The sequence below is a fragment of the Meridianimarinicoccus roseus genome (assembly GCF_003172915.1).
GTDB lineage: Bacteria > Pseudomonadota > Alphaproteobacteria > Rhodobacterales > Rhodobacteraceae > Meridianimarinicoccus > Meridianimarinicoccus roseus.
Map to the genome: position 1 here is coordinate 1 of NZ_QGKU01000069.1, position 21,985 is coordinate 21,985.

Annotated in this window: 19 protein-coding genes and 3 pseudogenes; 4 read left to right on the forward strand and 18 right to left on the reverse strand. The window is 62.9% G+C overall.

Annotated elements, in window-relative coordinates:
- From DKT77_RS20485 to DKT77_RS20515, 6 genes and pseudogenes are all read right to left on the reverse strand, one after another.
- Positions 1-268: transposase (locus DKT77_RS20485; RefSeq protein ID WP_238547989.1), on the reverse strand; the 268-nt coding region annotated here is incomplete at its 3' end.
- 685 nt (positions 269-953) lie between these two features.
- Positions 954-1,141: pseudogene (locus DKT77_RS20495) on the reverse strand (transposase); the annotation flags it as partial.
- 394 nt (positions 1,142-1,535) lie between these two features.
- A pseudogene (locus tag DKT77_RS20500) lies at positions 1,536-1,907 on the reverse strand (transposase); the annotation flags it as partial.
- Between the two features lie 52 nt (positions 1,908-1,959).
- The gene (gene tcuB, locus DKT77_RS20505) at positions 1,960-3,039 is read right to left on the reverse strand and encodes a tricarballylate utilization 4Fe-4S protein TcuB (protein ID WP_338016101.1); all 1,080 of its coding nucleotides are present in this window, start codon (positions 3,037-3,039) and stop codon (positions 1,960-1,962) included.
- The gene (tcuA, locus tag DKT77_RS20510) at positions 3,023-4,414 is read right to left on the reverse strand and encodes an FAD-dependent tricarballylate dehydrogenase TcuA (RefSeq protein ID WP_109813503.1); all 1,392 of its coding nucleotides are present in this window, start codon (positions 4,412-4,414) and stop codon (positions 3,023-3,025) included. Before tcuA ends, tcuB begins: the two co-directional genes overlap by 17 nt.
- The gene (locus tag DKT77_RS20515; protein ID WP_109813504.1) at positions 4,411-5,088 is read right to left on the reverse strand and encodes a GntR family transcriptional regulator; all 678 of its coding nucleotides are present in this window, start codon (positions 5,086-5,088) and stop codon (positions 4,411-4,413) included. The genes tcuA and DKT77_RS20515 overlap by 4 nt, the downstream gene beginning before the upstream one ends.
- Positions 5,089-5,162: 74 nt before the next feature.
- On the opposite strand from DKT77_RS20515, the gene DKT77_RS20520 reads away from it, so the two are divergent.
- On the forward strand, positions 5,163-6,221 hold the full coding sequence (locus DKT77_RS20520) for an AbrB family transcriptional regulator (protein ID WP_238548067.1): 1,059 nt from the start codon (positions 5,163-5,165) through the stop codon (positions 6,219-6,221).
- On the opposite strand, the gene DKT77_RS20525 is transcribed toward DKT77_RS20520, so the two are convergent.
- The 6 genes from DKT77_RS20525 to DKT77_RS20545 all read right to left on the reverse strand — a co-directional run bounded on the left by DKT77_RS20525 (position 6,193) and on the right by DKT77_RS20545 (position 12,438).
- Positions 6,193-7,170, reverse strand: a complete 978-nt coding sequence (locus DKT77_RS20525; RefSeq protein WP_109813506.1) for a D-2-hydroxyacid dehydrogenase family protein — start codon at positions 7,168-7,170, stop codon at positions 6,193-6,195. The two genes, DKT77_RS20520 and DKT77_RS20525, sit on opposite strands and share 29 nt — an antisense overlap.
- Positions 7,171-7,175: 5 nt before the next feature.
- Positions 7,176-7,337, reverse strand: coding sequence for a hypothetical protein (locus tag DKT77_RS21300; RefSeq protein WP_238548068.1), 162 nt, complete (start codon positions 7,335-7,337; stop codon positions 7,176-7,178).
- Positions 7,338-7,347: 10 nt separating this feature from the next.
- Complete coding sequence (locus DKT77_RS20530; protein ID WP_109813507.1) at positions 7,348-8,157, reverse strand: universal stress protein; 810 nt, start codon at positions 8,155-8,157, stop codon at positions 7,348-7,350.
- A 1-nt stretch (position 8,158) separates the two neighbouring features.
- Positions 8,159-9,247: a 4-oxalomesaconate tautomerase gene (locus DKT77_RS20535; RefSeq protein ID WP_109813508.1), complete on the reverse strand. Its 1,089-nt coding sequence runs from the start codon at positions 9,245-9,247 to the stop codon at positions 8,159-8,161.
- Between the two features lie 10 nt (positions 9,248-9,257).
- On the reverse strand, positions 9,258-11,288 hold the full coding sequence (locus DKT77_RS20540) for a tripartite tricarboxylate transporter permease (RefSeq protein WP_109813509.1): 2,031 nt from the start codon (positions 11,286-11,288) through the stop codon (positions 9,258-9,260).
- A gap of 73 nt (positions 11,289-11,361) precedes the next feature.
- Positions 11,362-12,438: a type 2 periplasmic-binding domain-containing protein gene (locus DKT77_RS20545; protein WP_109813510.1), complete on the reverse strand. Its 1,077-nt coding sequence runs from the start codon at positions 12,436-12,438 to the stop codon at positions 11,362-11,364.
- A gap of 148 nt (positions 12,439-12,586) precedes the next feature.
- Between DKT77_RS20545 and DKT77_RS20550 the strand changes: the two genes are divergently transcribed.
- Both DKT77_RS20550 and DKT77_RS20555 read left to right on the forward strand, forming a co-directional pair.
- Complete coding sequence (locus DKT77_RS20550; RefSeq protein WP_109813511.1) at positions 12,587-13,258, forward strand: response regulator transcription factor; 672 nt, start codon at positions 12,587-12,589, stop codon at positions 13,256-13,258.
- Positions 13,255-14,619, forward strand: coding sequence for a sensor histidine kinase (locus DKT77_RS20555; protein WP_238548069.1), 1,365 nt, complete (start codon positions 13,255-13,257; stop codon positions 14,617-14,619). Before DKT77_RS20550 ends, DKT77_RS20555 begins: the two co-directional genes overlap by 4 nt.
- Here the strand turns inward: DKT77_RS20555 and DKT77_RS20560 are convergent.
- From DKT77_RS20560 to DKT77_RS20590, 6 genes and pseudogenes are all read right to left on the reverse strand, one after another.
- A complete protein-coding gene (locus tag DKT77_RS20560; RefSeq protein WP_146205057.1) occupies positions 14,612-15,037 on the reverse strand; it encodes a hypothetical protein in 426 nt (141 codons plus the stop codon). The genes DKT77_RS20555 and DKT77_RS20560 overlap by 8 nt on opposite strands.
- Before the next feature lie 192 nt (positions 15,038-15,229).
- A pseudogene (locus tag DKT77_RS20565) lies at positions 15,230-16,281 on the reverse strand (IS3 family transposase).
- A gap of 930 nt (positions 16,282-17,211) precedes the next feature.
- Positions 17,212-18,495 (reverse strand): TRAP transporter large permease, encoded by a 1,284-nt coding sequence (locus DKT77_RS20575; RefSeq protein ID WP_420798337.1) that lies wholly within the window; start codon positions 18,493-18,495, stop codon positions 17,212-17,214.
- Between the two features lie 61 nt (positions 18,496-18,556).
- Complete coding sequence (locus DKT77_RS20580) at positions 18,557-19,093, reverse strand: TRAP transporter small permease (RefSeq protein WP_109813515.1); 537 nt, start codon at positions 19,091-19,093, stop codon at positions 18,557-18,559.
- Between the two features lie 95 nt (positions 19,094-19,188).
- Complete coding sequence (locus DKT77_RS20585) at positions 19,189-20,238, reverse strand: TRAP transporter substrate-binding protein (protein WP_109813516.1); 1,050 nt, start codon at positions 20,236-20,238, stop codon at positions 19,189-19,191.
- 20 nt (positions 20,239-20,258) lie between these two features.
- A complete protein-coding gene (locus tag DKT77_RS20590; RefSeq protein WP_238548070.1) occupies positions 20,259-21,332 on the reverse strand; it encodes a pyridoxal-phosphate dependent enzyme in 1,074 nt (357 codons plus the stop codon).
- Positions 21,333-21,434: 102 nt separating this feature from the next.
- Between DKT77_RS20590 and DKT77_RS20595 the strand changes: the two genes are divergently transcribed.
- Complete coding sequence (locus DKT77_RS20595; protein ID WP_109813518.1) at positions 21,435-21,899, forward strand: Lrp/AsnC family transcriptional regulator; 465 nt, start codon at positions 21,435-21,437, stop codon at positions 21,897-21,899.
- The last annotated feature ends 86 nt before the right edge of the window (positions 21,900-21,985 follow it).

Genomic DNA, 21,985 nt, shown 5'->3' on the forward strand with positions numbered 1-21,985 from the left:
GTGGCGCGAAGGGGCGGAATGACGGGCTCGATCCGGCGGTCTTCAGGAACTGCGTACACCCGGCCACGCCATGGATCGTGTCCGCCGCAATTCTGTCAGGGGCAAGCCCGAGCGTGTCTTCGATGGCGTCCGGGCGCTCGGCGAACCGGCCCGTGTCATGCTCTTCACCGGTAACGATCTCCACATCGACCACGATGCCCTCCTGGTCGTCCACCGCCGTGTGCGGCTTGCAGGCCGGGCGCAGCGGGGCCTGCGACGACGTCGCCATGGTCGGCGTCCGGAGCCGTTCGGCAGAGCCTCTCGAGCGTGCCGCACGTGCGGGCCTCACGCTCGGCGTCGCGGGCCGCCTCGACCGCGCCCAGGTGGTGCGAGACCAACGCATCCATGCTGACATCGGCCCGGATCAGGCCGGCATCGATTTGGACGGTCTCGGCCGAAACCCGTCCGGCCGCCCGACACTGCTGCACGACACTGCTGCACGATACGGACATGGACCCGGCGGAACATGGCGTCGCCCCGACGCTGACGGATGCGGGTGAGAAAAGAATGGTCCGGCAGGGCCTCGTGCAACTCGCAGCCGATGAACCCGGGGATCGCGAGATTGACTTGCGCGTCCCGCACAAGCCGCCGGTCATGGACACTCCCGAGCGGAAAGCCCGCCAGCGACGGGCGCACGGCCCCCTTCGGCTTCGATGCCTGGGCGGCCATTGTCGGCACAATGGAGGCCGGCCACGTCGGCGCGAGGCCACCCAAGGCCGAGAACCCGGTCGATCCTCACCGGAACATGGCCCACCGGGATCAAGTCCCGCACCGACCCGGCACTGAAAAGTGCCAGCTGCCCGCGCTTTTCCGCCCCGGCATCGCAGCCCCCATCCACCAAGTATAAAAGTGAACCAGAGGCATGGCGCTTTCTCAAAAGCCCGCGGGGTACTGTTTTCCGGGCGCCCTGCACCCTTCATCGAAAGGTACGTCTGAATGGCATCGTCGCAATAGGTCTGCTGGCGGCCACGCCTGCCTGATGGCACGGCCTCCCAGATCATCTCGGAATCGGACCAGATCGTCAGCGAGCCGCGGTGCTTGCGTGCTACATTGTAGGCTGGCCAGTTCCTGCTCCTGTAGTCGGGGAGGTGGGTCTGCTCATGCAACATAGCTAACCCCTAGATTCACGAGATGAATCCCTCACGAGATTTGCGAAATAGAGTTCCCACACTCCCGTGGTAGCGGGGGCATCTGCGTCAATCCATTCTGGCCGTGCGGTTTCGCCTGCAGGTTGGCGGTTGGGTTGCCCTGATTGCCTGTCGACTTCCCTTGCGGCCATGCCTTCGTCTGAGATCTCCCCGGGTGCATGCTTCGGTCCGTGGTCGGCGCGGTGGCCGCCAACATGATGCTGGTTCAATGCAATTCCGATGCGCCCATCTCGCAAGCGTGCTCCGTGTCGCGAGCGACAATCCAGACCAGGGCATCATCGGAACCGCGTCCCTCGGAGGACCTCGAAGGCCTGCCGTCAGGCGGGCGGCAGGTGGTGACTGCAGTTTTCAGGCAGCATTTGGTGCAGGATCATCGGCACGACAGCCCGTGTCATCGATCCACATGCGATGCAGGATGACAGCGATGCGGCCCGCCAGCGCGACCATTGCCCGCTTCGCTCAACGGCGGCGGGCAACCTGCGCGGCCCACGCTCTGAGCGAGGTCGAACGGCCACGGTGCATCATCACGGTCGTAGCCTGGCACAGGGCCCGCCGGAGAGTGACGTTGCCGGCTCTTGTGATCCCGCCCGAGACATCGCGCTCGCCTGACTGATTTCGCGAGGGCGTCCGTCCGACCCAAGGCCCGACCTTCTTCGAGGAGGTGAAGCGACCGGGGTCGACGATCGCGGATCGATGGGTCAGTGCGACCACCGCGCCTAATCGCGCGCCCCGATATCATGTTAGCAATTGGTCCTGCCCGTTGGCATTGCCTTCAGACCGGCTCTGCAGGACGGCGGGAGGCTTCGCGGGTCAGGGCGGCGAGGCGGTAAAAGCCATGAGCCATCTTGGAGTAGGGGGTCAGCAGAAACAGCGTGAGCACCGTGCCAAGGTGCAGCGGCAACAGCCAAGCGACCGCCGCCGTACCTGTGGCTGCATAAAGGATCAGTCCAGTCGCGCTTACCACGAACAACAGCAGGACAAACGCCATTTCCCCGCCCCAAGCCGATGGAGCGCCAAGGCCAGGATCGGCCTTGGTCTTGAGCCATGCTAGACCGGCCGTGCCGACGCACAGCAGAAACCCGCCGGGAAGGCCCAGCAGCTTGGGCAGACTGAACAAGCCATAGGGTGCTTCCACGCCGAAGACGTAGTGAAGCACGGTGCCGCTCGAGGTCGAGGCAAAGCATAGCAGAAAGCCATATAGCGTCGCCTGGTGAAAGTGTCGGCGGGCATGGCTGAACCGGTCCTCATCTTCGAAATTGCAGCCGTCGCCGTGCCCGCCTTTGAGGTTCCGCATCCGCCCCGCCGATGCCAGCGCGCCGCGCAGATCGGCCCAGCGAACCGCTCCGCCGCCCACTGTGCGCCAATAGCCGCGCAGCGAGACCGCAAGGGCCGCCAGTGGCAACAGGAACGCGGGCGCGAAGATCGCAGCCATCAAGCCGTGCGACATGTAAGCATAGAAACCCGCACCGTTTTCGGGGCGCATTCCTTGCGACAACGCGAACATCAGTGCGAACCCCAGGCTCAGCAGCGCTGCCATCGCCACGCCGCTGCGATCAAAGAGGTTTGCGAAACCAGCGGGCCATGCGTGGGCCTTCCAGCTGTCTTGCCGCACCTCTGCCAGAGCGCGGGGCAGGTTCAGGTCAAACTCGTGAGGCGCTGTGTATTGGCAAGCATAATAGCACCCCCGGCAATTGTGACAGAGATTGGCAAGGTGGGTGATGTCGCCGTCCGAAAACGCCCGCTCGCGGTGCAGTGCCGGAAAGACGCTGCAATAGCCCTCGCAATACCGGCAGGCATTGCAGATCTCTGCCTGACGCCGGGCTTCTGCGATCAAGTCAGCTAGCATTTGCATGGGCGGCGGCCTCCTTGCCTGCGATGCGTCCGAAAACGGTGCCGATGGTCATTCCGAACCCGGCCAGATACCCTTGGCCAAGGATAGAGCCGGCCATTGTTTCTCCCGCCGCCCACAGGTTGGCGACGGGTCGGTTGCCGACGGAGCACTGGGCACGCTCGTCGACCTTCAGACCCAGATAGGTGAAGGTTACGCCGGTGCGCAGCGAATAGCCGTAGAATGGTGGCTCGGTAATCGGGCGCGCCCAGTTTGTCTTGGGCGGGTCGATGCCGGTGGTGGTCACGCCGTCCAACTCGGTGGGGTGGAATTTCGACGTATCGCCACAGGCGGCGTTGAAAGCGTCCACGGTGGCGCGCAGCCGGTCCGGTGGGAGGCCCATCTTGTCGGCGAGGGCCTCGATGCTTTCGGCCTCGATCGGCGGAAAAACGGAGGGCATGAAAAGGCTGAGCGATTTCGCGTCAATGATGACAAAGCCGACCTGATCGGGCTGCGCGGCAACAAGCCGGCCCCATATCGCATAGCGCTTTGGCCAGACATCCTCGCCCTCGTCGTAGAACCGCTCGGCCTCCTTGTTGACAACGATCGAGAACGGCACGCAGTCGAGGCGAGTCACGATCCCGCCGTCGAACTTGGGCGCGCGCCCGTCGATGGCGACGGCGTGGCACTGCGTCGGGTCGCCAACCTGTTCAACCCCCTGATCCAGCAGATCGGCCAAGACCACGCCGCGGTTGTAGGGTGTGCCGCGGATCAGGAAATTCTTGGCCGCCGGCCCCCAAGCGCGGGCGAGCCAATCGGTGTCGGCCTGAAACCCGCCCGAGGCGACCACGACCGCCTTGGGATGGATGCGGTGGTTCTTGCCTTCATGGGTGTAGTCCAGCCAGACAATTCGGTCCTCGGCGCGCTCCAGATGCGCAACCGCAGCTTCGTAGAGAACCGTCACCCCCAGCTTTCTGGCAGTGCGGTAATAGGCGTTGACCAGCCCCTTGCCGCCACCGAGGAAAAACGCGTTGGTCCGCGCAAGGCTGAGCGTCCCGGACAGCGACGGCTGGAACCGCACGCCGTGGTCCTGCATCCATGGAAGACACTCCTCGGATGAACGAATGGCCACGCGCGCAAGACCCTCATGGGTCTTGCCGCCGGTGACCTTCAGAAGGTCGGCCAGGTATTCATCTTCCGTGTAGCTTTCGACCAGGGGCCCGAGGGGGCCGTCATGCATGCAGCGAAAGTTTCGCGTGTGGCGCGAGTTTCCACCGCGATAGGGTTTCGGCGCCGCTTCGAGGATCACCACACGCGCGCCTGCCTCGGCGGCCGTGATCGCCGCACAGAGCGCTGCGTTTCCGCCGCCGATCACGGCAATGTCCCAAGTTTCGCTCACAGCATGTCTCCGTCATAGGGGGCGCCGGATCTCAGGCTGCGCACGCGCACCCTTTGGGCCCTTTCGATATGGGAGCGCATGGCGGCTTCGGCCCTCGCGCCGTCGCGCGCCTTCAGTGCGTCCAGCACCGCATGATGTTCCTCCACGGCTTGTGCCGCGCGGTCAGGATCGGCCAGCGTTGTCGGCCCCAGGATCAAGAGGGTCTTGTGCAACCCCGCCATGGCCCGCGACAGAAAGCGGTTCTTGGCTGCATCCAGCAGCGCGGCATGAAACTGCCTGTTCAGAACGAAAGCCTCGGGCGCGTTGCCAAGGCTGTCGAGCGTGCGGTTCATGTCCTCGAGTTCGTCGATCTCGATGTCGGAGGCGGCGCGCGCCGCCAGCCGCGACGCGGTGCTCTCTAGAACGGCGCGCATCTCGTAAAGCTCCATCACCTCTGCGTAGTCCAGAGTGCGCACCGTCGCGCCCTGCCGCGGCACGTGGGCAACGATGCCGTCCGCCTCCAGTTGTCGGATCGCTTCGCGAACGGGCGTGCGGCTGACGCCCAGACGCTCGGCAAGGTCGGTCTCGCGCAGGCGTTCGCCCGGGCCAAGGCGGCCCTCCCGGATCTCGTCGAGGAGCTGCAGGTAGGCAGAATGCCCTTGAGAAGAAACCATCGATGCGGAGGTGTCGGTCATGCTTCACACTTGAAAAATTGTATCCAGTTGGATACAGGAGGATGCAGGATTTGTCAAGTTGGTCAGGACATCGCGTGCAAGGCAATTCATATTGGTCACTCCAGCGTCGGCGCGCCCTGACACTGACGTTGGCGGCCGCCGGAACGGCGCTCTTCTGGGCGTTGAACCTGCCGCTGCCCTTTCTTTTCGGGCCGATGGCATTCTGTCTTGTCGCCGCGCTTGCGCATTGGCCGATCAAGGGTTTCGGACAAGTGTCGGTTGGCGCGCGGACCATCCTCGGCGTGGCGGTCGGAGCGTCCATTACGCCTGCGCTGCTCCACGAGCTGCCGAGGATGGCGCTTTCGGTCGCATTGATCCCGGTCTTCATCGCCCTGATCGGGGCGGTGGGCGTGCCGTTCTTTCGCAAGATTTGGGGATTCGACGGCCCCACCGCTTATTACGCGGCGATGCCGGGCGGGCTGCAGGACATGGTGATCTTCGGAACCGAGGCCGGCGCTGATCCAAGGGCACTCGCGCTGATCCACGGCACTCGCGTTCTGATCATCGTGACTTTGGCGCCGTTGATCCTGACGCAGGTCTATGGCGCCGCGCTCACCAACCCGATAGGCGCGCCGGCGGCCGACATTCCGCCACGGGAACTGGCCTTGATGATCGCAGCCGCCCTTATCGGTTGGAAGGGGGGCGAGCGTATCGGGCTCTTCGGAGCGTCGATCCTTGGCCCGATGATCGTGACAGCGGCATTGTCGATGGCCGATCTGATCCACATCCGCCCGCCGGCCGAGGCGATCCTTGCCGCGCAGTTCTTCATCGGCTGCGGGATCGGGCTCTATTTCGTGGGCGTGACCTGGCCCGAATTGACCCGCGTGGTGGCCTCGGGCGTCGCCTATGTTCTGCTGCTTGCGATCCTGGCCGCCGGGTTTGCTTGGTTGGTCTATGCTGTGGGCCTTGCCGACCCGGTCGAGGCGTTCCTGGCCTTCGCCCCCGGCGGGCAGGCCGAAATGACCGTGCTGGCCATCGTCGCGGGGGCCGATCTGGGGTTCGTGATCACCCACCACCTCACGCGCATCGTGCTGGTGATCCTCGGCGCGCCGATCGTGGCGGGGCTTATCCGGCGGGCCACGCCTCGGGATTAATCATGTGGATCGGCGCCCCGGCCGCGTAGGCGTTGACCTGCTCGAAGATGTCGGTGAACTGCCTGTCGAACTCGTCCTCGGTCACGAAGCCGATATGCGGCGTGGCGACAAGTGCCGGGTGCGAGAGAAGCGGATCGGACGGGTCGGTCAGGGGTTCGGTGTCGAACACATCGACGGCGGCCATGCCCGGGCGGCCCCGGTTAAGCGCGTCCAGAAGGGCGCCGGGCGCCACCAACCCCGCGCGCGACGTGTTCACGAACAGCGCGCCAGTTTGCATCCGGTCCAGATCCGCGGCCGTGATCAGGCCGCGGGTTTCCGGCATCAGCCGGACATGAACGGATACCACATCCGCCGCCTCGAAGAACGCCGAGCGGCTCTCCGCAACGATTGCACCATCGGCCGAGGCGCGGGCGCGCCCGGTCTCGGATCCCCACCAGATCACTTTCATCCCGAAGGCCTCGGCGTAGTTCGCCACGGCTCGCGCGATGCGGCCATGGCCGTAGAGGCCCAGTGTCCGGCCACGCAGCGTCTTGCCGACGCCTATCTGCCAGCGTCCCCCTTTCAGAGCTGCCATCTGCTGCGGGATCTGGCGCATGGCTGACAGGATCAGCCCGAAGGTCAGTTCGGCCGCGGCGTAATTCGGACCGTCTCCCGCCATGTTGGAGCAGAGCAGCACGCCACGATCGGTGCAGGCCGCCACGTCCACATGCGGGTAGGCGCTGCGCTGCGAGATCAGGCGCAACGCCGGAAGCCGCTCCAGCAACCGGTGGGTGATACGCGTGCGCTCACGGAACAGAACGACCGCCTCTGCGTCACGCAGGCGCTCCGCCAGCGCGGCCTCGTCGGTTTCGTGATCGGTCCAGACCGTCACCTCGTGGCCGTCGAGCAGCTTGAAACACGGCAGACCGCGCAGCGTGTCGAACCAGTCGTCTAGGATGTGGACCCGCATCAACGTCAACCTTGGCCCCGCAGGGCGCGCAGGGCAGCGCTGACCCGCTGGTGCAGATCGGTCAGGTGTCGCGGGTTTCCGCCCTCAGCCTCGATCATGCGGACGATCTCGGCGCGAAAGGACTCGAGAGACTGGATTTCAGTCACAAGACGCGCGTGTTCGGACATGGTCAGACCCTCAGTGAGACAACAGAACCGGGATGCGGATCTTGCGCAGGATCGGGGCAGTGTGCCCGCCCAGCAGATCCTCGCGGAATTTCGAGTGCTCGTAGGCACCCATCACCAGAAGCGATGGATCGTGCCGCTCGCACCAGCCGAGGATGGCATCGGCGACGTCCGTGCCCTCGGGCCACCCTCCATGCATGGAAACGATCCCGTGCCGTTCGAGATGCGTCTCAATCTCCTCCAGAAGCAGGGGCTTTCCGACCGTCAGCACGCTGACGCGCCCTTCGTATTCAAGCAACCGCAGGCTGTCGGAGAGCGCACGAGCCGCCGCTCGGCCACCATCCCACGCCAAAGCGGCGTGGCTGTGCGGCGTCGCCGCGTCATAGCCATCGGGAATGACGATGACAGGTCTCCCCGACAAAAGCGCGATCTTGTCGGGGTGCAGTCGCACATGATCGTCGTCGCTTTCCATTGGCTGACCGACGATCAGCGCATCGAAACCGCGTGCGACCTCCGCGAGAACCGTGTCGACGCGCCCTGCCTGCGTCCGGAAGCTCAGCGCTTCGCCCAGAACAAGCTGCGGACGCAGTGCCTCCAGCCGCCTTTCGACATCGGTCAGGATGCTGGATTTTGCCTCGGCCAGCAGTGCGCGCGCCGCGTCCGGGATCCAGCGCGACGAGGTGTCGAACGCATCATGCGTTGCGTGCGCGAGGATCGCGGTCACATGCGCACCCCGGCCACGCGCCAGCGACGCGGCATAGCGCAGCGCGGTTTCCGAACTGTCCGAACCATTGAAAGCGACCAGCAGGTTCACCAAGGGCATATCAGTGTCCTTTCCAGATACGGGCGGGAACGTAGATGTGGCCATCCGCGAGTTTGCGCGCCGTGCGCAAAAGACCTGCCGATCGCAATTCGAAGCTGTCGGACGCGTCGAAATCGACCAGCACCTCGATGGTGCCGGACGCATGCTCAAGTACGACATTGCTCGGGCTCGTCGTCGGGCGCTGCAGCAGTCCGTCGGCGATGCTGCCGGGGGTCAGCGCGCAGGAGGCAAGGCACTGCGAGCCGGTCACCGCCATGCTGGGATGCGTGTTCCACGGCATGAAATAGCGCGCTGCTATAGTGCCGTTCGCGCGCGCAGGCGCCAGAAGGCCAAATTTCGGTGTGACGGATTTCGACACTTCGCCCATTCCCATCAGGGTGCCGGCCTTGAGGCGCACGGCCTCCATCCGCGCAAAGAACTCGGCGTTGCCGTCAAGCTCGGCCACGGTTTCGTAGCCGGTCAGCCCGAAATCGGCGGCACGGGCGATGACCATCGGCATGGCGACATCCATGCAGGTCACAGGGATGCCGTCGATCTCGTCGCGGATGTTGCCCGTAGGCAGGAACGCCCCGGTTGACGAGCCGACCACGCCCATGAAACTCAGCGCGATGGGGGCCGCCGTGCCAGGGACCCCCGCGATGGCGGCAGAGCCATCGTAGGTCAGCGCACCGCCCGGTGTCTGGACTTTCGCGACAACTCGCGCACCGGTGTTGACAGCGCGTATCCGGATCTCGGTTTCATCCGAGGAAGGTTGCACCAGCCCCATTTCTATTGCGGCCGGTCCGACGCCTGACAGGATATTGCCGCAGGTCGGCTTGAAATCGACCAGCCGATCCTCGACCGACACCTGCGCGAAGAAGTAGTCGATGTCGGCCCAGTCGTCGTCGGAGGTCGACAGCATCGCGACCTTGGTCGTCACGGCCGCTCCCCCGCCGACCCCGTCGATGTTCAAAGGGTGGCCGGATCCTAAGGCGGCCAGGAGCACCTCTGCCAAAGTCTCGCGGTCCGTCGGCAGATCCGCTCGGCGGAAATAGGGTCCGCGCGAGGTGCCGCCGCGCATGAAGATGAAAGGAATTCCTGTTTGGGTCATGGTCTCACCCTCATGTCAGCGGCCAGGGAAGATCGACGACGTCCTGTAGTAGCCCCGGCGGGAAGTCGCGGTTCAACGCGCCCGCCATCACGCACATCAGCGCGATGCCGGCAGCGGTCAAGATCAGCGTCAAGGCCCAGCTTGCGCCTGCGCGCACGCGCAGGAAAGCGATCAGGAAGCCGAGAAGCGCGAGGATGAAACCCACGAACCAGGTCGCCACAATCAAGCCGGCGAACCACGCAAGCGTCGACCACAAGCCGTAGGGTGCGTCGGCATCCTCACCCGCGCGCTCCTTGTCGGCGAAAACCGTGTCGGTTTCGGGGCGCAGGATCATCTGCGCCAGCAGGATCAGGCAGCAGGCCAGCGCAATGCCGCCCACGACCAGCGGCACGATCTTGTCGGTCATGTTGAAGTCCGGGATAGCGTTGGCATTGATCAGCGCAGAGACGAGATAACCTGCGATGATCAGCAGGAAGACCAGCGGCGCGCGCTTCGATCCCGCCTGCACATCGCCTTCGGCCATGATGCTCTTCGCCTGACGGATGCCTAGGACCACCGACACGACGGTCACGATGATCAGCACGATCACGATCGGCGAGAAGATATACGCCATGCCCTCCTCGAAACTGCTGCGGAAGCGGAAGGAGGCGATCTGGAAGGCCTGGTTGGAGAACTTCTCGACCGGGTTTGACAGCACGAAGCCGATCAGGAAAGCCGGGCGCGACCAGTCGAACCGGCGCAGGAAGATACCAATCAGACCGATCACAAACAGCGCCAATAGGTCTTCGAAGTTCTGCCCGGACTGGAACGCCGCGAAGCTGATGAGCATGAAGAGGAACGGCGCAAGATAGGTGAAGCGGATGGTGGTCAGCCTCGCGATACCGCCTGAGGCCGCGATGCAGAGAAGCGTGCCCACCACATTCGCCAACGCCAGAAGCCAGACGATGGAATAAGTGATGTCGAGGTTATCACGAAGCATTGCTGGGCCGACCTCGATATCGCCGGAGCCAAGTAGCGCGATGGCACCGATGAAGATCGCCATCGACCCCGAACCGGGGATGCCAAACAGAAGCGTGGGCACCAAACCGCCGCCTTCCTTGGCGTTGTTCGAGCTTTCCGGCCCGATTACGCCGCGAATTTCGCCCTTGCCGAAGTTCGACTTGTCCTTGGTGGTTTGCACGGCGTGGCCATAGGCGATCCAGTCAACGACCGAGCCGCCAAGGCCGGGGATAATGCCGACCAGAACACCGATGAGGGAACAGCGGACCGAAAGCCACTTGTTGTCGACCCAGTCTTTCACACCTTCGCCCCAGCCAGCACCAAGCTTGGCGTCCTTGGCGATTGACCTGTCCTGCCGCAAGAGCGAGACAATTTCCGGGATGGCAAAGATTCCGAGGCCGACGATTACGAGCGCCAGTCCGTCGGTTAGGTAGGGAATGTCATAGGTGGCCATCCTGAGCGAGCCGCCGGCGTCGGCTTCACCGATGGTGCCGATCATCATGCCCAGCCCGGCGGCCGCGAGACCCTTGAGTGCGACGCGCCCCGCGAGTACCGCTACCATGCTGAGACCGAGGATCGTGATCATCAGCATCTCGGGCAGGCCGAAGGCCAACACTATGGGTCGAGCGACGAGAATGAAAATAGTCAGGAACAGCGCGCCAACCAACCCGCCGAACAGCGACGAGGTGAAGGCCGCGGACAGAGCGCGCGCCGCCTGGCCCTTCTTGGCAAGTGGAAAGCCATCCAGCACCGTTGCCTGAGAGGCCGACGAGCCGGGAATGCCCATGAGGACCGACGCAAACGTATCCGATGTCGGCACGACGGCCACCATGCCGATCATCAGCGCCAGACCTAGGACCGGTTCCATCCCGAACATGAAAGGCAGCAAAAGCGACAAACCGGCGATACCGCCCAGTCCGGGAAAGACACCCACGGCAAGGCCCATGACCACACCGAGGACGAGATACCCCAGCACGACCGGCTGAAGGATGAGTGCCCACGCGTCGCCAAGCGCGGGCAGAGCTGTCGCGAGAACGTCCATGACGCCGCCCCTTGTCTGTCTGAGATTGGAAAGAGTAAGGCCCCGACGCGATGCCGGGGCCCGGGCTCCTGCCTTAGTTCAGGGAAACACCGTAGGCTTCCTGCAGCCAGTTCTGCACGAAGGCCTTTGCCTCGTCGGAAACGGTCGTTCCGGCGACCGTGGCGCGCGCTGCGCCTTCGCCGACGAAGACCGGATACTTGCCGACCTGCTTTGCCGCGAGTTCAGAGAAGCCGTCCGCCGAACGCACCGCCTCGAACGCGGCAACATAGGCGTCGCGCACGTCGTCTGGGGTGCCGGCGGGCAGGAACGCGATCTTCTGTACCGGGAAACCGGCGACAAAAAAGGCCTTCCACGCGTCCCACGCCTCGCCCGAGGTCTCGCAGCCATCGGTGGCCTCACACACCTCCTTGAAGGTCGGGATGTCCGGGAAGGTCGGGTCGCGCACGATGTTTCCATCCTCGTCGAGGGCGCCCCAGGTCATCATAGGCACTGCCTGGCCATTGGCCACCAGGTCAGCCGATGCGCCGAGATAGCCCGAGGAGGTCTGGTAGTCGATGGTCGCCTCGCCGCGCTCGAACATCAGTCGGCCGTCACCGCGACCCTTGATCCCGAACACCGGCTCGACATTCATGCCCAGCATTTCCCAGGCAAGCAGCGGCACCAGGTCCAACCGTGTCGCGCCCTGCGAGCCGTAGATGAAGTCGATATCCTGCAGCGCATTGGCCGACCCGTCGAACTTCGCGCCATCCTTGGGGTTCAGGTAAGCCACGCCGCCGGTGCCCGACGCCATGACCGGCGTCCAGTCGGCATACTCGTAGCGCACACGCGGATCGCCAAGAAGGAATGGGAACTGGGTCGATCCGGAGGTGCCGAACAGCAGCGTGCCGTCCTCGTGTTCCTGTTCCTGGAACCAGTTCGCGCCCTTGGTCGAACCGGCGCCGGGCATGAACTTGACGACAACCGTCGGGTTGCCCGGCAGTTGCTCGGACAGCAGAGGTGCAAAGAAGTTCGCCCATTTGGCCGATCCTCCGGTTTCCGAGAACGGGATCACCCATTCGACTGTCTCGCCCGAAAAGTCGACTTCGGCGAATGCCGGAAACGCCAGCAAGGCGGTGACGGCGACGGCGCTGCTCAGTGTCTTAATGGTCATTGGTGTCCTCCCACAAACCATTTGTGTCGGCCGCCCTGACGACGATCGACGCGATTTCCATTTCAAAAGGGAACGCATTCCTCCTCCGATGCGCTCACCTTGGGACGCCAACCTTGCGTGAGTCTTGCGCATCCTGAAAGATGGCTGCATGCGAATTATGCTCATTGAAGATAATCTCGATCTTGCCAACGGCATCGCGCACCGTCTGCGCGACCGCGGGCACGCGGTCGATATCCTGCACGACGGGGAAGAAGCCGATCTCTTCCTGCAACGCGAAAGCGCGGATCTCGTGGTGCTGGATATTAACCTGCCCGGGAAAAGCGGGCTCGACGTGCTGCGCGCCATGCGCTGGCGGGCCGACGGAACACCGGTGATCCTTCTTACCGCACGCAGCAATACGCAAGAGCGGGTCGATGGCCTGGATGCCGGCGCCGACGACTATCTTACAAAGCCGTTCGAGATGGATGAACTGGAAGCCCGGCTGCGGGCGATGGCACGGCGCAAGAACTTGGTCTATTCGGCGCGGGATAAGCTGGGTGCCCTCGTTTTCGACCGGACCAGTCGGCAATTGCTGGACCGCGACCAAGGGCTCGACGTGCCGCGAAAGGAAATCGCCACGCTGGAATGCTTGCTGGAGCGCCGGGGGCGGATCGTGTCGAAACAGGATCTCACTACCCATGTCTACGGCACTGGTGCCGATGTCCACGACAGCGCGATCGAACCGCATGTGTCGCGTTTGCGCCGCCGGCTCGAACCATACGGCATTCGGATAAAGACCGCGCGCGGATTGGGGTACATGCTTGAAGTAGACCATCCGTGACCGGCAGGACCATGTCGCTGCGCTCCCGGCTGTTTCTCGTGATCCTCGTACCGCTATTGCTGGTGTCAGTGCTTCTTGGTGTCTGGCGATACTCTGTGGCACAACGCACCTCCGAGCAGTTGTTCGACCGCAGCCTCCTAGCGGCCGCTCTTGCGATTTCGCGCGACGTGACCGTTTCCGAGGGCGACGCCCTTTCTCCGTCCGCACGTGCCCTGATCTCCGACGCGGGCGGGGGCGAGGTCTTCTATCACGTGACCGGGCCGGGCGGGATCTACGTGACCGGTTATGCGTATCCGCCATCTTTCAGCGGGCGCATTTCCGATGATGGCCCGCACTTCTTCGTCGCCGACTACCGGGGCGAACGCGTTCGCGTCTTGCGCATGTCCGAGACCACGACCATCGACAACCTGACCGGCAAGACCGTAGTGACAGTCTGGCAAAGAGTGAGCGACCGGCAAGCATTCGCTACTGAGCTTGCCCGCCGCGCAGTGATCCTTATCGCCGGGCTGATGGCGGCGCTGGCGGTGGTGGTATGGTTCGGCGTTGCGATCGGGCTGCGCCCGCTTCTTGGCCTGCACGATGCCATTGCGCGGCGGTCGCCTAACGATCTGAGCGTGATCCAGCGTCCGGTGCCCGCCGAGGTTTCGGGGATCGTCGCAACCCTTAACCGGCTGCTGGGCCAGGTCGAAGACAGTATCGATGCGCACAAGGCCTTCATATCAGACGCGGCGCACCAGTTGCGCAACCCCGCCTCGGCGCTTTTGTCGCTGGCCGAGACCCTGCCGGCCGTCCACGATCCCGCAGAGCGTCAGCAGCGCGAACGCGAGCTGATCGATGCCGCACGAAACGCAGCGCATCTCACTGAACAGCTTCTGCGCGCCGAACGGCTGCACCATGGTGGGCTGCCGTTGATGGAGCGGTTCGACCTGAATGCAATGGCCGAACGTGTCTGCGCAGATCAAGCGCCAGCGGTTCTCGCGCGCGATATCGACTTCACGTACGAGCCGCAGGGCGAACCCGTGTTTGTGCAGGGCGATACTGTTCTGCTCGGCGAAGCCCTTGCCAATCTGATCGACAACGCCCTGAAACATGGCGGGCCTAGAATGACGGAGATCATCGTCAGTATTAGGTCCTGCGGGACCTTTGCGGAGGTTCTCGTATGCGACGACGGCCGGGGAATTCCAAGTGACAAGGTGGACGTGGCGTTCAGGCGTTTCGGCCAGTTGGGGACCAACCAAGGGAGCGGTCTTGGCCTTGCCATAGTTCAAGACATCGCCTGCAAACACAATGGCGACGTGAAATCCTTGGACGTTGCGCAGGGCGCCTGCATCCGAATGCGGCTGGCCCTCCGTGCTATGTAAAAAAGGCGAACCGGGCACCAGGGGTCGGAAATGGCTCAGGCTGCAATCGCACAGCGCCAAGGTGGGCACTGTGCGTGCGAATACCGGAGAAAAATAGCCTGCGTTTCTGCTGGCATGGGCTTTGACGGAGCCCGTCGCGGGTGTAGCGGAACTTACAATCTGCATACATGTCGATGAGGGCGAGCGAGGCCCTGATCTCTCGAATCCTCACGACCTGATCCAATCCGGCATGGAAGTGGTCACGCCACTCAAAGCCGTCGTGCAGATGCGCGAGAAAGCGTGGGGAGTCAGGCTCCGACAGGAGGACGTAGGCGATATCCTGACCGTTTCTGTGTTCAGACACCAGCTGGTGTGTTTCGAACAGGCCGGGCGAGGGCGACAGGACCTTCATCCCGAGGACCGGTTTGGTTGCGCACATGTCCTGATCCACTCGCGGACCATACTCCACGACCAAGTCCGGGTACCGGATCGCCCTTTCTTTGGTTCGCACACCGGCCCCGAGCAGGTCGGCCGGTATTCGGTTCCGTGCAGCTGTGCATGGCGGCTGGTCAAGATGTTGACGAAGAGGTCTGGAACCCCCCCCCATTTTTACGGGGCTCGGGCATAGAATTTACACGACTATTTTCAGTTTCTGGGCGGGTGTCATCCCGGCGTTGCCCATGTTGGGGCGGTCGTTGTTGCAGGACCACGGCCACTCGGTGACAATCTGCTGGGCCCCTCGATGCTTTCGAAATTGTACAAGTCCAGCCATTCGTTCCGGACTGTCCGGTTGTCGCGCTCGATAAAGGCATTCTGCTGGGGCTTGCCGGGCTGGATGTAGGTCAGGGCGATGCCCTGCTTCTCGGCCCGGACGGTCAGCGTTGAACTGACATATTCGGGGCCGTTGTCGATTCTGATCGCCAAGGGCTTTGCGCGCCATTCGATGATCCGGTTCAAGGCCCTCACGACCCGTTCTGCAGGCACAGAGACGTCGATCTCGATGCGCAGGCCCTCGCGGTTGAACTCGTCCAGGGCGTTCAGCAGCCGGAACTGGCGGCCATCTCCCAGCCTGTCGGGCACGAAGTCCATCGACCAGACCTCGTTTGGGACCTCAGGCACGGCCAGCTCCTCGGGCCTCTCCCGCTTCAGGCGCTTGCGCGGCTTGATCCTCAGGTTCAGCTCCAGTTCCCGATAGATCCTGCAGACCCGCTTGTGGTTCGAGGCATGGCCCTGAACATCGCGCAGATACACGAAGCAAAGGCCAAAGCCCCAAGTCTTCTTTGCGCTCGTCAGCCCAGGCAGTAGGCTGGCGATCTGCTCGTTCTTCTCGTCCAGCTTGGGGTTGCACCGATAGCATGTCTCGCTGACACCAAATGCCCGGCAAGCCAGCGCAAAGCTGACGCCCTTCACCGCCACCGCTCTCAGGGCCAACTCTCGGCGTTGGGCTGGCCGGAACATTTTTTTTCGAGGGCCTCCTTCAGTAGATCAATTTGCTTGCTGACATCTGCGTACACGCGCTTCAGGCGCCGGTTCTCGTCGGTCATCGACTTCATCTCGCTGATGAGGCTGCCGTCCATGCCGTCGTACTTTGCCCGCCATTTGTACGGCGTGGCGCTGCTCATCCCGTGATCGCGGCACAGCCCAGCCGCGCACACCGCCCTCCATCTGGCGTGGCAAGTCCATGATCCGGGCTGCTGGAAATCGTGTATCCCTTACCGGAATCTCCTCAGTCATCCCGCCGAGAAAATTCTACCTTCACATCCCCCTAAGATCGGGGGGGACTATCGAACCACGTGTAGCTGGACCCGCCGGGTGATCGGCACGGTATTCCTGCCACAGCAGCATTCGGGCCAACCCGTACTTGCGCAACTCCGTGTCCAGCGCGGCCCAGTCCGGAACGGGACGATCCGGGTCCGGCAAGATCGGGGAGGCTAGAAACAGGAGAAATTCAAGACTGTCATCGTCCAGACCCTCTTGAAGCGGCCAACCCGAACTGGCTTTCCGGGCGCGGCGCAGATAGGCCCGACACATCCTTTCCCAAGTCCCCGCGACGCGGCAATCGCCCGCTTGCTCAGACCCAGGGTAAATCTCGATCGCAATACGTCCTGTACCCTGCGCATGGTCAATCGTCCTGTCGGCAGCCCGCCCCTCCTATTGATCCGGAGCGGGAGTATTCTCGGTCCGTCGACCAGTCCCGCCGATGATCCCGTGAAATCCCTGCCTGGGAACGCGCGAAATGCGCGCCCGCCGCCCGCGAGATCCGTGCCCACGATCTCGCGAAACGCGCAGCGCCGTCCAAAGTGGGCCTGAGGAGGCCATCACCGCACTGACCGACCACTGCATCGAGGAACTGACAGACATGCTAGGGATGCACGCATAACGACTGAATGCTGGCACGAATTCCTCGACGGCTTCGTCAACGACGCTGATCTTGTCGCTCGCATCAGGGTCCAACCATCGCGGCAACAACCGGCCGGTTACCATGAGACTTCGAAAATGGGGAAGCCTGCGCATCCGCCCATCGGTCAGCCAGCAGAGATCGTCCAGGTCACCGCTCCGTTCCCGGAGCGGTGACCCACGCCAAGGCGTAGCGACACACCATGCATCCTGACCTTAGAAGGCCGCGAGGTCCCTCAGGAAGAGGGCGATGCCGGGGAAGTATATGAGCAACGCCGTCATGAATGCGAGGATAATGAAGAAGGGCAGCGTGCCCCGGATCACCTCCAGATATGGTCTGTTGAAGATCGCGATCGCGGTGAAGATATCGCAGCCGAAGGGCGGAGTGGCGGAGCCGATCGCCATCTGCAGGGTGACCATGACGCCCACGAGCACAGGGTCTAGGCCCGAGGCGTCGACGATCGGGACGAAGATCGGCGTCAGGATGACCAGCACCACCAGCGAGTCCACGAACATGCAGCCGATGAAGAAGCTAAGTGCGATGATGAACAGGATGTATTCCTGCGACGCCCCTTCGAGGTTCAGCAGTTCCAGAAGCCCCTGCGGGATCTGCTCGAACGAGATGTACCAGGAAAACGCCTGCCCCACTCCCACGAGGATGAACACAACGGCAGTGATCAGCCCGGTGCTGAGCGCGGCCTGCAGCACGTCGTCAAGCTTCAACTCTCGGTAGATCACGCACTCAACCAGAAGGGCATAGAGAACGGAGAACGCGGCGGCCTCTGTCGGGGTCACGGCACCGGAATAGATGCCGCCAACGATCAGGACCGGAAAGCCAAGGGGCAGGATCGCCTTGCGCAGGGCCTCACGCCTCTCTGCCCTGTTGCGCTTGGGGATCAACGTGATGGTGTCACCCTGCATGACGCTGTAGACGTAGCAGTAGATGCAGAAGAGCAGCGCGAGCACGATGCCCGGACCGATCCCGGCGATGAACAGCTCGCCAACGCTGGTATTGGCCAGTGTGCCGTAAAGGATCATTCCAATGCTCGGCGGGATCAGGAAGGCGATGTCGCTGGCATTGATGATCAGCGCCATGACAAAGCTGTCCTTGTAGCCCGCCTTCAGCAGCTTGGGCCGCATGATCTGACCGATGGACACGACGGTCGCCTGTGTGGACCCGGACACGGACCCGAACAGGGTGCAGCTGATGCAGGCTGTGATCGGCAGACCGGCGCGGCGGTGGCCGAAATAGGCTTCGATCAGGCCCAGAAGATTGGTCGCCGTATGCCCGCGCGCCATGATATCGGCGGCGAGGATGAACATGGGCACCGCGATTAGCGCATTTGGTGAGATGCCCGTGACCATCTGCTGGATGACGACACCGGTGTCGATCTCGGAGAAGTGCACGAGGCCGATGAGCGCGGCCACCGTCAGCGGGACAAACATCGGGAAGCTGAGGAACAGCAGAATAACCATGGTCACGACAAGCGTGAAGGTTATCACGAAGATATCGAGCTCTGCCGAGATGATATCGCCGAGGAATTCGAGAATACCGGCCATGTCAGACTCCTATGTCCTCGGCGTCGCTGTCCTCGATCTCGTAGGAATGCCATGCGCCCGGGCGGGTGAGGTTCATGATGAAAGCGATCAGGTATTGAAGGCTCGCCATGAACAGTCCAATCGGAATGACCGAGTAGATGATGTAGACGGGGAATTGCAGCGCCGGGCTGAGGCGGTTCAGTTCCTTGATTTCCAGGACGTAGAAGACCGACTGGTAGGCCAAGAACAGCAGCAGCGTGGAAGTGGTCAGGGAGATGACTGTCAGAATGACCTTGCGCGCGCGCAGCCCGAGATTGTCATAGAGCGCTGTCATCCGGATGTTGCGGCCCTTGCGAACCGCGTAGGCGAAGCCAAAGAACGTCACGCTCACGATCAGGAACTGATTGAGTTCCTCCGAGAAGAACAGGCTCTTGCCGAAGGCGTAGCGGCCGATGGCGTTGGCGGTCGAGTTGACCATCATCAGCAGGATCGCAGTGATGATCACGAATTTCTCGATGAACTCGGTGGTCCTGCTCAATGTCAGCAAGATGACTTTCATGGCTCTCGCCCCCTTTGCACTCTGGCCTCTGTCGGCCCTGGGAAAGGCGCGGCGCATCTGGGATGCGCCGCGCCCTTCGTCAGGCACCGCAGGCTTCAGGAATTGGCGGCGACTTCGGAGAGCAGCCCCTGAAGGATAGTCCGGGCGCCTTCGCGGGCGGTGTCCTTCTCGGCGGCGGGGTAGGCCTTCTCGACGACGTCGTAGAAGGTCTCGTGCAGGGTGGTGCTGAGTTGCTCGAAGACGGCGCGCTCTTCGTCGGTCAGGACGATAACCTGCAGATCGGGGCGTTCGGCCTTGATCTTTTCCATGTTCGTCGCGTTGATTTCGAGCTGGTAGTCATGCGCGGCCTGCTCGGCCACGGCGATCGCTTTCGTCACCATCTCCTGCTCCTCGGCGGGCAGGCTGTTGAACCATTCGATGTTGGTGGAGACGGTGCCGACATAAGGCTGCTGGCCCGGGAACATCAGATAGTCCTGCACCTCATGCCACTTGGCATTGTAGATGAAGTAGACCGGGTTCACCATGCCATCGACGGTCTTGAGCTGCAGCGCACCATAGACCTCGCCCCAGGACAGCGGCGTCGGGTTGGCGCCAAAGGCCTTGAACGTCTCGACCGGGATCGTGGATGTGAAGGTTCGGATTTTCTGGCCTTCGAAATCGGCAGGCGTGCGCAGGGGCTTGTTCGCACCCCATGCCATTTCTCCCTCGGAGATCATGGTCAGCAGCTTCAGGTTCACTTTCTCGAACTTCGGGCTGAGGTCCTCATAGATGGTCGGGCTGGTTGTCAGCACGTTGCGGATCACGTCCACGTCACCGCCCAACACGTAGGGCAGGTCCAGCACCTGCGCTTCGGGCACATAGGAGCCGAGGTGGCCGGTGCCCACGGACACGAACTGCACGGTGCCCTTGGAGGTCAGTTCTACGATATCGTTCTCGGTGCCAAGCTGCCCGTAGTAGTAGATGCGGACCTTGATGTCGCCGTCGGACTGTTCCTTGATGCTGTCGGCGAAGGCCTGGGCAAAGATGTCCTGCACGTCGCCCTTGTCCTCTTCGGAGGCGAACTTCCAGGTGTCGGCGGAGACGCCGGTGGCAAGGCCTGCGGCCAGCACGGCCGGTACGACAAACTTGGCGAAGGAGTGCTTCATTGTAGTCCTTTCTGGACCGCTCACGCGGGTCCTTCCGAGATGATGACGAGGGGACGAATGTCCTTGTCAGAGGGAGAAAAGTCGTCGGTCTTGCAAAGCGCGCCGTATCCGGCCGCGCCTGAAGGCGTTGTCGCGATGCCCTGTCCGGCGAGCGCCTGCGCGGCCGCTTCGCCTTCTTCTTCCGACAGGGTCGCGTAGTGCACGTCGCAGCGTTCCAGAACATCCCAAGCCACGATGGACGGTTCCTTGCAGTCAAGGCGCCCCATGCTGGATTCCGGACCATCGCCCCTTACGGGCTTGCCTGCCAGGTGGCTTGCCTGAAGGCAGGCGGCTGCTTCGGGTTCCACGATGATCAGACGGGGCTGTACGGCCCAATTCAGGCGGATCATGTGGGCCATAGCTGCGGCGAGCCCTCCGACCCCCGCTTGCAGGTAGACATGGGTCGGCCAGGACCCTTTCGCTTCATACGTCTCGCGCAGTTCCTCGGCGATGACGCAGTAGCCTTCCATAACCCATTTCGGGATCTCGGTGTATCCTTCCCATGTCCCATCGGCCAGATGGGTGGCACCGGTGCTCAGGGAATCGGCGATCGCGGCGGCGATGCTGTCTTCATAGACATCGCCTGAGCGCACGACCTCGGCGCCGAGGGTGCGCAGACGTGCCGCGAAGCCCTCCGGCACGGTGCGCGCGAGGTGGATCCGCGCTTTGGCTCCCATGTTGCGCGCGCCCGCGGCGACACCCATGCCGTGATTGCCGGCGCTGGCGCAAACGAAGGTGTGGCCGGATGCGAAGGCGCGGATGTCGGCGTCTTTCATGCGGTCAGGGCCAATGGCCTCGCCGGTCTTTTCCAACCATCCCTGCGCGATGATCCGGGCCACCGCGTAGGGCGCACCCAGTGCCTTGAACGCGCCAAGGCCCATCCGGTGGGTTTCCAGCTTGGCTTGAACTGTCCGGCCGCCGGGGCCGTCGATCTCCACTAGCGGCGAAACCTCGTAGTTGTCCTGCGCATGGAAGAACTCCAATGCACGCGCCACGTCTGGGTCGAAGCTGAGTATGTCGCTGTCGAGCATGTCGCCTGTGTCCTTTCGGGTCATTGACCAATTTTTTAACAGTCAGAGGGGCTTTCGATTTTTCGTTCTCAGGCCTATCATCGATAAAATTTCTCGCTGGACCGGCCGGAAGCGTGGGGAATCAGCATGACAAGCAATCTTGACGAGGCAGACATGAAGATCCTGCGGGTGCTTCAGTCTGATTGCAGAATCGGGCTCGAACGCCTTGCGCAGGAATGCAACCTGTCCGTGCCGTCCGTGCAGCGCCGACTGAAACGGCTGCGCGAGAGCGGGATGATCATGAAAGAGGTCGCGGTGCTTGATCCGGGGCGCTTCGACTGCAAGATGACGTTCGTCGTGCTAGTGGAGCTGGACCGCGAGAGCCTTCAGCAGCTGGACCTGTTCCGCAAGCGCGCAAAGGCGGAGCCGCAGGTGCAACAGTGTTATTACGTCACCGGCGAAGCGGACTTCATACTGATCTGTACGGCGCGCGACATGCAGGATTTCGAGCAGCTGACCCACCGTCTCTTCTTCGAGAACTCGAATGTCCGCCGCTTCCGCACCTCGATCGCGATGGATCGCAGCAAGGTCGGTCTGACACTGCCGATCTGATCCCGGCGCTTGTGGATTCGGCATCCGTCTGACCACGCTGCCGGATTTATCCCCAACAGGCCTAGGAATGAGAAATTTTCTCATCT

What these genes read in the sequence shown, in the direction of transcription:
- tcuB (WP_338016101.1), bottom strand. Translation starts at nt 3,039, where the DNA reads ATGCAAATGCTAGCTGACTTGATCGCAGAAGCCCGGCGTCAGGCAGAG.
- DKT77_RS20515 (WP_109813504.1), bottom strand. Translation starts at nt 5,088, where the DNA reads ATGACCGACACCTCCGCATCGATGGTTTCTTCTCAAGGGCATTCTGCC.
- DKT77_RS20525 (WP_109813506.1), bottom strand. Translation starts at nt 7,170, where the DNA reads ATGCGGGTCCACATCCTAGACGACTGGTTCGACACGCTGCGCGGTCTG.
- DKT77_RS21300 (WP_238548068.1), bottom strand. Translation starts at nt 7,337, where the DNA reads ATGTCCGAACACGCGCGTCTTGTGACTGAAATCCAGTCTCTCGAGTCC.
- DKT77_RS20530 (WP_109813507.1), bottom strand. Translation starts at nt 8,157, where the DNA reads ATGCCCTTGGTGAACCTGCTGGTCGCTTTCAATGGTTCGGACAGTTCG.
- DKT77_RS20535 (WP_109813508.1), bottom strand. Translation starts at nt 9,247, where the DNA reads ATGACCCAAACAGGAATTCCTTTCATCTTCATGCGCGGCGGCACCTCG.
- DKT77_RS20540 (WP_109813509.1), bottom strand. Translation starts at nt 11,288, where the DNA reads ATGGACGTTCTCGCGACAGCTCTGCCCGCGCTTGGCGACGCGTGGGCA.
- DKT77_RS20545 (WP_109813510.1), bottom strand. Translation starts at nt 12,438, where the DNA reads ATGACCATTAAGACACTGAGCAGCGCCGTCGCCGTCACCGCCTTGCTG.
- DKT77_RS20550 (WP_109813511.1), top strand. Translation starts at nt 12,587, where the DNA reads ATGCGAATTATGCTCATTGAAGATAATCTCGATCTTGCCAACGGCATC.
- DKT77_RS20560 (WP_146205057.1), bottom strand. Translation starts at nt 15,037, where the DNA reads ATGTGCGCAACCAAACCGGTCCTCGGGATGAAGGTCCTGTCGCCCTCG.
- DKT77_RS20580 (WP_109813515.1), bottom strand. Translation starts at nt 19,093, where the DNA reads ATGAAAGTCATCTTGCTGACATTGAGCAGGACCACCGAGTTCATCGAG.
- DKT77_RS20585 (WP_109813516.1), bottom strand. Translation starts at nt 20,238, where the DNA reads ATGAAGCACTCCTTCGCCAAGTTTGTCGTACCGGCCGTGCTGGCCGCA.
- DKT77_RS20590 (WP_238548070.1), bottom strand. Translation starts at nt 21,332, where the DNA reads ATGACCCGAAAGGACACAGGCGACATGCTCGACAGCGACATACTCAGC.
- DKT77_RS20595 (WP_109813518.1), top strand. Translation starts at nt 21,435, where the DNA reads ATGACAAGCAATCTTGACGAGGCAGACATGAAGATCCTGCGGGTGCTT.